The organism is Pseudarthrobacter sulfonivorans (assembly GCF_014712225.1).
GTDB classification, from domain to species: domain Bacteria; phylum Actinomycetota; class Actinomycetes; order Actinomycetales; family Micrococcaceae; genus Arthrobacter; species Arthrobacter sulfonivorans.
The window spans coordinates 74,955-87,101 of the sequence record NZ_JACXBW010000019.1 but is presented as its reverse complement, the minus strand read 5'-3'; the positions used below and the strand labels follow the sequence as shown (position 1 = coordinate 87,101).

The following is a 12,147-nucleotide window of genomic DNA, read 5'->3' as shown; positions in this document are numbered from 1 at the left end:
AGTCTTCACCGGCGACACACTCTTCAACGGCGGCCCGGGAGCGACGGGACGCTCCTACAGCGACTACCCCACGATCCTGGCCTCCATCCGGGAACGGCTGCTCACCCTCCCGCCCGAGACCGTGGTCCGCACCGGCCACGGCGAGAACACCACCATTAGTGCCGAACGGGAAACGCTGGCTAAGGTGTCCCAGTAGAACAGGATCCCCCAACGGCAGGATCCCGACCAGGCGCGCCAGGACAGCTGGCGCGCCTCGTCGGGCTTTTTGAACAAGAACGGCGTGAGCCCGTAAGGAAGTTGGAACAATGAAGTTCGGTAAGCAGCCCGCCCCCGTCGCAGACATCAACGAGAACGACCTCGAGGTCCACAAGCCGAAAAAGGAAGCAGCCGGGGTGAAGGCTGTGATGGTCGCGCTGGAGCGCGCCGTGGCCCAGGCCGGCGTCACCCGCACGGCGCAGTCTCTGCTGCGGCTGAACCAGCAGGGCGGATTCGACTGCCCGGGCTGCGCCTGGCCCGAGTCGGCCACGAAGCGCAAGGCGGCCGAGTTCTGCGAGAACGGTGCCAAGGCAGTGGCCGAGGAAAACACCCTCCGCACGGTCGGGGCGGAGTTCTGGGCCAAGCACTCCATCGCCGAACTCTCAACGAAGACCGAATACTGGCTGGGCAACCAGGGCCGGCTGAGTGAACCGATGGTGATCCGGGACGGCGAGACCCACTACTCCCCGATCTCCTGGGCTGATGCCTTCGCCCTCGTTGGCGAACACATCCGCGCCTCCACCCCGGACCGCTGCGTCTTCTACACCTCCGGGCGCACCGCGAACGAGACGGCCTTTATGTACCAGCTGTTCGCACGGGCCCTGGGCACCAACAACCTGCCCGACTGCTCGAACATGTGCCACGAGTCCTCAGGCTCAGCGCTGAACCCGACCATCGGCATCGGCAAGGGAACCGTGTCCCTGGAGGACATCCACGACTCCGAGCTCATCTTTGTCGTCGGCCAGAACCCCGGCACCAACCATCCCCGCATGCTCTCGGCCCTGAAGGAGTGCAAGGACAAGGGCGGCAAGGTGGTGGCGGTCAACCCGCTGCCGGAGGCGGGGCTGTTCAACTTCAAGGACCCGCAGACTGTCTCGGGTGTGGTGGGCGGCGGCACGCCGCTCGCGGACGAGTACCTCCAGATCAAGGTCGGCGGGGACCTGGCGCTGTTCCAGGCCCTGGGCCACCTGCTTCTGGCCGAGGAAGAACGCAACCCGGGCACCGTCGTCGACCGATCCTTTGTTGACGCCCAGACCGACGGGTTCGACGCCTACCGCGACGCCCGCGGGGAGCTGGACTGGGCGGAGACGGAGAAAGCCACCGGCCTGTCCCGCGAACAGATCGAGACGGTGGCCGGAATGCTCATCAAGTCCAAGGCCACGATTTTCTGCTGGGCCCTGGGCGTGACGCAGCAGCCGCACTCGGTGGACACCATCAAGGAAATGGTCAACGTCCTGCTCCTGCAGGGCAACTTCGGCAAGCCAGGCGCCGGCGCCTGCCCGGTCCGCGGGCACTCGAACGTCCAGGGCGACCGGACCATGGGCATCTGGGAAAAACCCAAGGAATGGCTCCTCGAAGCACTCGACAGCGAGTTCGGGATTACCTCGCCGCGCCATCACGGCTACGACGCCGTGGAAGCCATGGAAGCGTTCGAACGTGACGAGGTGGACGTTTTTGTGTCCATGGGCGGCAACTTCTCGCTCGCCTGCTCGGACACGGAGACTCTGGAAGCCGGCATGCAGCGGATCGGCCTGACGGTGCATATCTCCACCAAGCCCAACCGGTCCCACGTGGTGCACGGCCGCACGTCGCTGATCCTGCCAACGCTGGGCCGGACGGACAAGGATGACAAGCACCCCAAGGGTGCGCAGTTCCTTTCGGTCGAGGACTCCATGTCCGTGGTCCACTCCACCCAGGGCAGGCTGCAGCCGGTCTCCGATCACCTGTTGGCGGAGCCGGTGATCGTGGCGCGGATGGCCGAGGCAACTTTGGGGGACGGCGGTCAGGTGGACTGGAAGGCCATGGCCGAGGACTACGACGTGGTCAGGGACCACATCTCGCGCGTCCTGCCCGGTTTCGAGGACTTCAACACCCGGGTCCGGACCAAGAACGGCTTTGTGCTGCCCAACCCGCCCCGTGACACCCGTTCATTCAAGACCGACATCGGCCGCGGCCGCTTCACAGTCAGCCCGCTGGAATACCTGACGCCGCCCGACGGACACCTGGTGCTTCAGACCATCCGAAGCCACGACCAGTACAACACCACGTTCTACGGCTTGGATGACCGCTACCGCGGGATCTCAGGGGGCCGCCGCGTGATCCTGGTGCACCCCGAGGATCTCGCAGAGATGGGCTTCAAGGACCGGGACCTTGTGGACGTGGTCAGCACCTTCCGCGGGCAAGACCGGCAGGCGGACAAGTTCCGCCTCGTGGCCTACCCGACGGCGAAGGGCTGCGCCGCCGCGTACTTCCCCGAAGCCAACGCCCTGGTCCACAAGGAAAACGTGGCCCGGGAATCCAACACCCCGGGCTTCAAAGCCATGTTCGTCCGCTTCGTGCCGCACACGGCGGAAACAGCCGAGGAGGAGGCCGCCGGGGCCCTCGAGCCGGCCGCCGCCGGCTAGTTCCGTTCCCTGTCCTTCGAAGAACTCCCTTCGAGGCAGAACGGTCCATTCGAAGCGGAACGACGACGGCGGCATCCGGCACCTGCCGGATGCCGCCGTGGCAGTTCTGCCCCTTAGCGCCCCGTTCCTAGACGGGGTTGTTTCCGTCAGGCTGCGTTTCAGGGTCCAGGTCATCGCCGTAGCCGCTTGCCGAGGCGAGCCCACCCACCTGTTGTCCGGCATTGGTCTGGCCAGGTGTAAAACCGCTGTCCGTGACGTCTTGCTGTTCTCCTTGGGACTCTGGTGCCACATCCTGCCGGAGGTGCTCGTCGGAAGGAACTTTCTTGGAAAAATCTTCATCAGCCATCCCAACAGCCAAGCATCAGCGGCAGGCTTCCTGCAAGGGTCCGCGAGCCGGAGCAAGAACCGTGGTTTGTCAGGCCCGGGCGTGGAGGAACCGTTCCAGGCCGTCTTCGCCCAGGGATAGTCCGGTGTGGATGAAGCCCGGGTCTCTTGCCGCGTCCGGGTGACTGTCCGGGTGGCCGCGCGGTGATCCTTCCTTCGATCCTTCCTGCGGTCTGGGTTGGTGGGGCCAGTGGGGTGGTTCCCAGTCCTGGTGTTCGCTCTTGTAGCGCCTTCCCGAGGGTGAGATCCAGCCGGGTGGTTCGTTTTTGGTGGCCGGGGTGGGCCGCCAGGCGCTGGTATGTCTCAGGCGGTGGTGTTTGGGGCATGGCTGTCCCAGGTTCGAGACCCCGGTGGTGCCGCCCTTGGCCCAGGCGAGGATATGGTCGGCCTCGTTGTCCAATGAGTTGTTGCTGCAGCCCGGGAAGGGACACTTGCCGTCCCGCAGCCGCAGCCACTGCCGCATGGCCTTGCTGAGCCGGTAACTGGACCGCCCGATCTCCAGCGGGGCCCCGTCCCGGGGATCGACCAGGACGCGGTAGAACGAGTCGGCTCCGTTCGCCACGAGGTCCCGGGCCATCGACGCCGGGATGGGGCCGTAGCCGTCCAGCATCGCTGGCTCCTCGGTGGCGCCGAGCAGGGAGAACACCGGGACCGTCACCAGGACCCCGGCCCGCGGCGGCGGAACCTGCCCGGGATTGCTGCCTTCCGCGCTCCCGCCGCTGCCCTGGTTTCCGCCGCTGCCCTGGTTCCCGCTGCTGTCCTGGTCTCCGCCGCGAAGGAGGGCGGCGGCGAAGACGTCGGCCCGGAGTTGGGTGAGCGTCCGGGGCTCGTCGGGGCCTTGCAGACCACGGGCCACGGCGGTGGTCCGGTTCCAGATCGCAGCGGCTTGGTCCCCGGGGAGGTAGGCCGTGAGCCAGGCCATCCCGTCCTGGTCCGGCACGTACTCGACCCGACGGTCCAGGACACCTTTCGCGTGGCGCTTTTCGATGCTCTCCGCGTGGTGGCGTTCGCGCCAGGTGCGGGCCCGGTGACGGAACCGGGATGCTGGCATTTCGCCGGCGGGACACCCACTGGCCGATCCCGGCGCGTCGGGGTCCAGGAAGTGGGCCTCCAGTGCGGCGGCACCGGCCCGGTCAAGGGTGGCGGCTTCGTCCGCCATGACCCGGGCGTGCTGCCAGGAGAGGGTTCCGGACTGCAGGGCGGCCAGGGTCAACGGCAAGGTATTGGTCAGGGCGTGGGAAACCGCCAGGAACGAACCCGCCGCCCGGTCACCGATGGTCAGGGCACACGCAACCTCAGCCGTGACTGCCATCTCCTGGGCCTGGACCGAAGCCTCCGGAGGTGCTGCGGCCTGGGCAGTGTCCGCGTATGTCACCGCTGTTAGTGCTTTCAAACCAGCCATCTGCGCATCCGCTGCCGCGGCCCCGGTCAGAATATCCAGGCAATCCTCGGACAATACCCGCAGCGGATCGCCCTCCGCAGAAAGTCCATCGGAACCGGATTCGTTCACCACGCCGGTGAGCACAGCAACGGCCGCGGCGATGTCCGCATACGCCTTCGCCACTGCCGGGTTGCTCATGTAGCCATCATCCAACGAGGGTCTGACATTTTGTCCTGGGGCTTCAACCACCAGCGCCGGAACCTCGCGAGATGACACTTGACGGCAATGTCCGACGCCGGGACTGCCGTCAAGTGCCCTCTCGCGGGGGTGGAAAGGTCAGCCGCGGAGCCGCTCCATGCCCGGATCGAACAGCGGTTCGGCGGTGACGGTCGCGGCGATGCGCTTCCCGAAGTACTCGATCTCCACGGAATCCCCAATCGACACAGATGAAGGCAGCCAGGCGTACGCGATCGGCTTGCGGACCGAGTAGCCGTAGGCGGCGCTGGTGACGTAACCGACCGCAGAACCGTCCAGGTACACAGGTTCCTTGCCCAGCACGAGGGACGTTCCGTCGTCGACCGTCAGGCAACGCAGCGCGCGCGTGGCAGGCTGTTCCTTGCGCGCCGCAAGGGCTTCACAGCCCACAAACCCCGTCTTGTCCTTGGCGATCGAAAAGCCCAGGCCGGACTCGTAGGGGTGGTGCTCGGAGGTCATGTCCGTGCCCCACAGCCGGTAACCCTTCTCGAGCCGCATGCTGTTGAACGCGCCCCGCCCGGCCGCAACGATGCCGTGGTCGCGCCCCGCCTCGAACAGCAGGTCCCAGAGCTTGAGCCCATACTCGGCCGTCGTGTACAGCTCCCAGCCGAGCTCCCCCACGTAGGAGAGTCGCATGGCCGTCACGGGGATGCCGCCCACCGAGATTTCCTTGGTCCGGAAGTATTTCAGGCCGTCGTTGCTGAGGTCGTCAGCGCTGACCTTGCCGATCACTTCGCGGGCCAGCGGTCCCCACAGTCCGATGCAGCAGGTGCTGCCGGTGATGTCGGTGACGTGCACCCACTGCGCGGGATCCGCGGCCGACTGCTGACGCGCCTCCACGCGGAGGTAGTCGAAGTCCACATGGCTGTTCACGCCGAGCTGGAACTCTTCCTCCGCCAAACGCGCCACCGTCACGTCGCTGCGGATGCCGCCGTCGTCCGCCAGCAGCAGGCAGTACGTCACGGCACCCGGCTTCTTGGCGATATTGCCCGTGCTGAGCCGCTGCAGCAGCGCCTGGGCGCCGGGGCCGGCGACGGAGAGCCGCTTCAGCGGCGTCATGTCATAGAGTCCGACGGCGGTGCGCGTCTTCCACGCCTCGGCTGCGGAAATGGGGGAAGAGAACATGGCCGACCATTCATCCCGCGGAGGCGTCTGCCATTCCGCCGGCAGTTCCGCGAGCAGGCCGCGGTTGGCCTCGAACCAGTGCGGCCGCTCCCAGCCGGCGGACTCCAGGAAGAACGCGCCGAGCTCCTTCTGCCGGACATTGAAGGGGCTCACCCGCAGGTCGCGCGGGGATTCCTTGGGCTGGAGCGGGTGCAGGATGTCGTAGATTTCCACGAAGTTCTGCTGGGACGTTTCACTGACGTACTGGTCGCTGGTCTGGACCTCCTCGAAACGCGTCAGCTCGCAGCCGTGCAGATCGGTGCGGGACTGGCCTTCGATGAGCAGCTCGGCCATCGCCCGGGCCACACCGGCCGAATGGGTGACCCAGACTGCCTCGGCAACGAAGAAGCCCTCGACGTCGGGCGACTCCCCCATCAGCGGCCCGCCGTCCGGGGTGAAGGAGAAGATGCCGTTGAAACCGTCATCGATCTGCGTTGCGTGCAGGGCTGGCAGCAGGTCCTGGCAGTCCTCCCAGGACGGGGCGAAGTCCTCCAGCGTGAAGTCCAGCCGGGAGGGCATACGGTGATCTGACATGTCCTTGGCGCTGACGCGGGGCAGGGTGTCCATGTCCACGGGCATCGGTTTGTGGGCGTAGCTGCCGATGCCGATCCGGTTGCCGTGCTCGCGGAAGTACAGGTCGCGGTCCTGATAGCGCAGGATGGGCTTGCTGGCCCCGTTGGGCAGCTCGTTGACGCCGCGCAGGCCGTCCAGCGGGGTCGTCTTGACGTACTGGTGCGCGAGCGGCAGCAGCGGCACTTTCAGCCCCACCAGCTTGCCGAGTTCGCGGCCCCAGAAACCGGCGCAGGACACCACAATGTCAGCGGGGATCACGCCGTCGTCCGTTTCGACGCCGGTCACCTTGCCGCCCGACTGCTCGATGCCGGTCACGGCCGTGGAACCCAGGTACGTCACGCCCGCCGCACGGGTCTTGCTGATCAGCAGCTGCACCGCCCGGGCCGCCGAGGCCAGCCCGTCCGTGGGGACGTAGAGGCCGCCCAGGATGCGGCGTCCGTCTGCGAGGGCGCCGGTGTTGAGCAGCGGATAGTGCTTCTCACACTCGTCGGCGTCGATGATCCGACCTTCAACGCCCCAGGAGGTGGCGTAGCCCAGCTTGCGCTTCAGGTCCTCCAGCCGGGCCTCGGTGGTGGCCAGTTCAAGCCCGCCCACCTGGTTGAAGCAGGAAGTGCCGTCGTCGCTCAGGGACAGCAGCTTGTCCACGGTGTAGCTGGCAAACTCCGTCATGGTTTTGGACGGGTTGGTCTGGAACACCAGGCCCGGCGCGTGCGAGGTGGACCCGCCGGCCAGTTCCAGCGGCCCCTGCTCGACCACCGTGATGTTGGTCCAGCCGCGGGTAGCAAGTTCATCCGCGAGGTTGGTGCCAACGATGCCGGCGCCGATGATGACAACGCGTGGTGATGCGCTCATAAGTGTGTTTCTCCTGTTTGGCTTGGCGGACGTTCGCGTTAGCGGAAGACGACGGTGCGGGTGTTGTTGAGCAGGACGCGGTGCTGGCAATGCCACTTGACCGCCCGGGACAGCGCCTGCGTTTCGGCGTCCCGTCCCACCGTCACCAGGGCATCGGCATCCAGGCTGTGGTCCACGCGGAACACTTCCTGCTCGATGATGGGACCCTCATCCAGGTCCGCCGTGACGTAGTGCGCGGTGGCTCCGACGAGCTTCACCCCGCGGTCGTAGGCCTGGTGGTAGGGCTTGGCGCCCTTGAAACCGGGCAGGAACGAGTGGTGGATGTTGATGGCACGGCCACGGAGGCCGGCGCAGAGTTCGTTGGACAGCACCTGCATGTAGCGGGCCAGGACCACCAGGTCCGCGTTGTACTCGGTCACCAGTTCCAGCAGCCGGGCCTCGGCTTCCGGCTTGGTGCCCGCCGTCACCGGGACGTGGATGAAGGGGAGCCCCGCGGCTTCCGCCATGGGGCGCAGGTCCTCGTGGTTGGAAACCACGACGGCGATCTCCGCACCAAGGCTGCCGGCCTGCCACCGGAAGATGAGGTCGTTGAGGCAGTGCCCGAACTTTGAGACCATCACCAGCAGCCGCTGCGGCCGTCCGTCGTGGATGGTGAAGTCCATGCCGAACTCCCCGGCGATGGGTGCAAAGGCCGCGGTGAGATTCGCCGTGTTGTTCTCGTGCAGGTGGCTGTCTTGTTCCGCCGTGTGGCTGAACCCCTCGAAACCACCGCCGGTAAACGCCGTGCGCAGGTAGAGGTTGCCGCTGACGTGGTCGTCGAACTGCTGGTGCTCCACGATGTCGAAGCCGCGGTCCGCCAGGAAGGCCGTCACCGCGCGGACGATTCCGGGCTGTTCGGGACAGGACAGGGTGAGGACGAGTTGGGCGGGGCGGGTGGTGGCGGCTGCCTTCGCGGCGCCCGCCGCGGCGGTGGCGTTGCCCGGCACACGGTTCTCAAGAAGGATGGTCACGGTTTGCTCCTAAGTGTGGGTGCGGGCTTGAGGGCGTCGCGGGAATCGCTGCCGTTGGAATCACTGCCGGTGGAATCACTGCCGGGCGCATCGCCGGGGCAGCGGACCCCGTCCGGGCAGCGTTCGCCGCATTCATGTTTGGTCACGAGGTCGAACTGGACTCCGCCGTGCTGGTCTACGCCCGTGCGGATGGCACGCTCCACCACTGAGTCGGCCAGGCGGCGCCGGAGCGACACCGGGTCCCGGCGCAGGTCCTTGACCAGTGCGAAGCACAGCAGCAGCATGACCAGCACGAACGGCAGCGCCGCCACAATGGTGATGCGCTGCAGGCCGGAAAGCGCCTCCGATGGCTCGTCGCCGCCGGCCAGCATCATGACGGCTGCTACTGCGCCGGTGAGGAGGCCCCAGAAGATGACCAGGCCGCGTTTCGGGTCGGCGGACCCGTTGGAGCTCAGTGACGCCATGATGATCGACGCAGAGTCGGCCCCGGTGATGAAGAAGATGGCCACGAGGACCATGGCCAGGACGATGACGGCCGCGGTGAGCCAGGCAGGCATGGACATGTTCTTCACCAGGTCGAACAGTGCGCCGTCGAAGTCGATGGACGGTGACCCGCTGGTCATGGACACCAGGCCGGGACTGCCCGCCTTGTCCGCTTCCTGCTGCACATGGAAGGCCGTTCCGCCAAAGATTCCAAACCAGATGACGCTGACGATGCTGGGGACCAGCAGGACGCCGGTTACGAACTGGCGAATGGTCCGGCCCCGGCTGATCCGGGCGATGAACATGCCGACAAACGGCGTCCAGGAGACCCACCAGGCCCAGTAGAAGATGGTCCAGCCGGACATCCATTTGCGCAGGGCCTCATCGCCGACTGCCTCGGTGCGGGATGACATTTCGGCAAGGTCCCTGGCGTAGTCTCCCACTGCGGCAGGGATGAGGTTGAGGATGAACAGCGTGGGTCCGGCGATGAAGACGATGAGTGCCAGGACCACGGCCAGGACCATGTTGATGTTGGACAGCCACTGGATGCCGCGGCTGATGCCGGACACGGCCGAGGCCACGAAGCAGGCCGTCAGGATGGCAACGATGGCCACCAGGACGGGCGTGCCGATTTCGCCGATCCAGCCGTTGGACGTCAGGCCGCTGCCGATCTGCAGCGCACCGAGGCCGAGGGAGGCTGCCGTGCCGAAGAGCGTGGCAAAGATCGCGAGGATGTTGATGAACTTCCCCACCGGCCCTTCCACGGTCCGGATACCGAACAGCGACGTAAACGCTGCGGAGATCAGTTGCCTGCGGCCCAGGCGGTAGGTGCCGTAGGCCATGGCGATGCCAACCACGGCGTACATAGCCCACGGGTGGAGGGTCCAGTGAAAGATGGAGGTTGCCATGGCGGTCTGGATGGCGGCAGGAGTGCTCCCGTCCACGGTTCCGGGCGGCGGGGAGATGTAGTGGTAGAGCGGCTCGGCGACGCCGTAGAACATCAGGCCGATGCCCATGCCTGCCGCGAACATCATGGAGATCCAGGAGACCGTTTTGAACTCTGGCTTTTCGCCGTCCTTGCCCAGTGGGATATTGCCCCACTTGCCGAGTGCCAGCCAGAGGACAAAGACAACAAACAACGAGGCCAGGACCATAAAGAGCCAGCCGGTGTACTCCATCACCCAGTCGAGGGCGACGGTCGAGGTGGTGGCCAGGCTGTCGCGCCCGAGGAAGCCCCAGGCCACGAAGGCCAGGGCGACGGCACCGGTGATGCCGAACGTGGCCTTGTCGAGGGTGAGCTTACGGTTCCGGCGGTTTGCCACCGCCTGCTCTGACCGGGTCTGGCGGAGTTCCTGCATGATCTGTTCGGTGTCTTCCGCCTCCGTCTCCGTCTCCAAATCGTAGGCGGCGGGGAGGGGATCTAATTCGTCCAGGACGTCATTGTCCGGCCGGGTTTCACTGTTCAATGCCATGAGCAAGTCCTTTGTTCGGATTCATGGGCTGGTATTAGACGTGGCCGTCCACTGTCAGTCCGGGGGGAAGGTTGGGGACGTCCTTGGATTCGATGATCATGATGTCGCCATCGATCACCGTTACTTCGTGGGAGCGGACCGGCAGCTTGGCCGGCGGCGCGTCGACGCTTCCACTGCGCAGGTTGAACCTGGACGCGTGCAGCGGGCACTCCACCCAGCAGTCCTCCACCCAGCCGTCGGCCAGGGACGCGTCCTGGTGGGTGCACGTGTCATCAATTGCGAAAAGCTCGCCTTCCTCTGTGTGGAAGACGGCGATGGGCGGCGAGGTATTCAGCCGCAGTGCTTCCCCGGGTGCCAGTTCGCTGAGCGGGCATGCCTTATGCATGAGTGGTCCTCTTCTTCGTTCGGGTTCCTCTTGGGTGTCTCAGCGACTGGCGCAGTTCCGTTATGAACAACAGCAATCGCAATATGCAACAGAGTGCGCCAGCTCACATTGCTTGTCAAGGGTTTTCCTTTCTGTTGCGGAGCGCCGTCCCCTTGTTGCGCCAACCCTTGACAGCGCCCGTGGCGTACATCACTCTGTTGCATATAGCGATGGTTGTTGCGTAAGAAGCAATTGAAAGAGGAACGCTGAATGCAGACGCTAGCGATTGTGGGAGCTTCCCTGGCCGGCCTGTCGGCCGCCCGGGCCGCCCGTGCCCAAGGCTTTACCGGCAGGCTTGTCGTCATTGGCGACGAACCGCACCGGCCGTACGACAGGCCGCCGCTGTCCAAGGACTTCCTCCTTGGCAGGGCGACGGCAGAGGACCTATCCCTGGAGTCCGACCCCGATGAGCTGGGCGCTGACTGGCTGCTGGGAACTGAAGCGGCGTCGTTGGATGCCGGCACGCGTACCATCCTGCTGAAGGACGGCCGCACTATTCAGGCGGACGGCATCGTCATCGCAACCGGAGCGCGGGCACGGAAGTTGCCCACGCTGGCCGGACTGAGCAATGTCTTTACCCTCCGCACCCTCGCCGACGCGCAGAGCCTCGCGCCGGAACTGGTGGCCGGCAGCAGGATGGCCGTCATCGGTGCCGGCTTCATCGGCGCGGAAGTGGCCGCCGCTGCCTCATCGCGGGGAATGGACGTAACCATGATCGACACCAAGCCGGTTCCGTTCGCCGCGCAGCTCGGTACCGAAATGGGCGGCCTGGTGGCCGGACTCCACGCAGCCAACGGTGTGGAGCTCATCTCCTCAGCCGTGATCGAGGACTTCTACAGCTGTGAGGGCAATGTCACCGGACTCCGTCTGGCCGGCGGACGCTACGTGTCCGCCGACGTGGTGGTGGTCGGCATCGGCGCCGAGCCTAACATCGGATGGCTGGCGGACTCCGGACTGGAACTGAACGGTGGCGTGGTGTGCGACGCCATGGGACGAACGGGCGTGCCTGGCGTCGTGGCCGTGGGTGACTGCGCCTCATGGTTCGACCACGCAGCCGGAAAGCACCGCAGGATGGAACACTGGACCGGCGCGCTGGAACGGGCGGCCATTGCGGTGGAGGCCCTGCTGGACGCTGAAGCCGTGCCAAAGCCGGCCAAGCCGCACTATTTCTGGTCCGATCAGTACGGCGTCAAGCTGCAGTTTGCCGGCCACTCCGCCGGCTACGACAGGCTGGAGATCGAGGCGGGGGAGGCCCACACGCACAGCTGCCTTGCCGTGTACTACCGCGGTGATGAGCCGGTGGCGGTCCTGGGGATGAACCAGCCCCGGCTGTTCACCAAATGGCGGCGCAGCCTCTCGGCTTCGGGCTCGGCGGCGACTGCCCAACCACCCGCCGCGCCGCATGCCGTTCCGCAGGCACAAACGGAGAGCCAGCCAGCTGCTTGTGCAGACGCGTCCGCACTGGTGGGGGCCGCCGTCGTGCATTGAA

At 66.0% G+C, this 12,147-nt stretch carries 9 protein-coding genes; 3 read left to right on the top strand and 6 right to left on the bottom strand.

Going from position 1 to position 12,147, the window contains the following annotated elements:
• Nucleotides 1-196 (top strand): MBL fold metallo-hydrolase (locus IAQ70_RS19715; protein WP_190991416.1); only part of this gene is annotated, 196 nt, incomplete at its 5' end.
• A 109-nt stretch (nucleotides 197-305) separates the two neighbouring features.
• Nucleotides 306-2,660, top strand: coding sequence for an FdhF/YdeP family oxidoreductase (locus tag IAQ70_RS19710; RefSeq protein ID WP_190991414.1), 2,355 nt, complete (start codon nucleotides 306-308; stop codon nucleotides 2,658-2,660).
• A 127-nt stretch (nucleotides 2,661-2,787) separates the two neighbouring features.
• Here the strand turns inward: IAQ70_RS19710 and IAQ70_RS19705 are convergent, their stop codons facing one another.
• From IAQ70_RS19705 to IAQ70_RS19680, 6 genes are all read right to left on the bottom strand, one after another.
• Nucleotides 2,788-3,006 carry a hypothetical protein gene (locus tag IAQ70_RS19705; protein ID WP_190991412.1) on the bottom strand — a complete coding sequence of 73 codons (219 nt, stop codon included), beginning with the start codon at nucleotides 3,004-3,006 and terminating at the stop codon, nucleotides 2,788-2,790.
• Nucleotides 3,007-3,075: 69 nt separating this feature from the next.
• Entirely contained in the window at nucleotides 3,076-4,623 is a 1,548-nt protein-coding gene (locus IAQ70_RS19700; RefSeq protein WP_190991410.1) for an HNH endonuclease signature motif containing protein, read from the bottom strand.
• Nucleotides 4,624-4,761: 138 nt separating this feature from the next.
• Nucleotides 4,762-7,269 carry a GcvT family protein gene (locus IAQ70_RS19695; RefSeq protein WP_190991408.1) on the bottom strand — a complete coding sequence of 836 codons (2,508 nt, stop codon included), beginning with the start codon at nucleotides 7,267-7,269 and terminating at the stop codon, nucleotides 4,762-4,764.
• Nucleotides 7,270-7,307: 38 nt separating this feature from the next.
• Nucleotides 7,308-8,279, bottom strand: coding sequence for a formyltetrahydrofolate deformylase (purU, locus tag IAQ70_RS19690; RefSeq protein ID WP_190991406.1), 972 nt, complete (start codon nucleotides 8,277-8,279; stop codon nucleotides 7,308-7,310).
• Nucleotides 8,276-10,234, bottom strand: a complete 1,959-nt coding sequence (locus tag IAQ70_RS19685; protein WP_190991404.1) for a BCCT family transporter — start codon at nucleotides 10,232-10,234, stop codon at nucleotides 8,276-8,278. Before IAQ70_RS19685 ends, purU begins: the two co-directional genes overlap by 4 nt.
• A gap of 34 nt (nucleotides 10,235-10,268) precedes the next feature.
• On the bottom strand, nucleotides 10,269-10,619 hold the full coding sequence (locus IAQ70_RS19680) for a bifunctional 3-phenylpropionate/cinnamic acid dioxygenase ferredoxin subunit (RefSeq protein WP_190991402.1): 351 nt from the start codon (nucleotides 10,617-10,619) through the stop codon (nucleotides 10,269-10,271).
• A gap of 249 nt (nucleotides 10,620-10,868) precedes the next feature.
• Between IAQ70_RS19680 and IAQ70_RS19675 the strand changes: the two genes are divergently transcribed.
• Nucleotides 10,869-12,146, top strand: coding sequence for an NAD(P)/FAD-dependent oxidoreductase (locus IAQ70_RS19675; RefSeq protein ID WP_190991400.1), 1,278 nt, complete (start codon nucleotides 10,869-10,871; stop codon nucleotides 12,144-12,146).
• Nucleotide 12,147 lies beyond the last annotated feature (1 nt).

Bases quoted from the DNA above. Each gene is read 5' to 3' on its own strand.
- IAQ70_RS19695 (WP_190991408.1), bottom strand. From the start codon at position 7,269: ATGAGCGCATCACCACGCGTTGTCATCATCGGCGCCGGCATCGTTGGC.
- IAQ70_RS19680 (WP_190991402.1), bottom strand. From the start codon at position 10,619: ATGCATAAGGCATGCCCGCTCAGCGAACTGGCACCCGGGGAAGCACTG.
- IAQ70_RS19705 (WP_190991412.1), bottom strand. From the start codon at position 3,006: ATGGCTGATGAAGATTTTTCCAAGAAAGTTCCTTCCGACGAGCACCTC.
- IAQ70_RS19685 (WP_190991404.1), bottom strand. From the start codon at position 10,234: ATGGCATTGAACAGTGAAACCCGGCCGGACAATGACGTCCTGGACGAA.
- IAQ70_RS19700 (WP_190991410.1), bottom strand. From the start codon at position 4,623: ATGAGCAACCCGGCAGTGGCGAAGGCGTATGCGGACATCGCCGCGGCC.
- IAQ70_RS19675 (WP_190991400.1), top strand. From the start codon at position 10,869: ATGCAGACGCTAGCGATTGTGGGAGCTTCCCTGGCCGGCCTGTCGGCC.
- IAQ70_RS19710 (WP_190991414.1), top strand. From the start codon at position 306: ATGAAGTTCGGTAAGCAGCCCGCCCCCGTCGCAGACATCAACGAGAAC.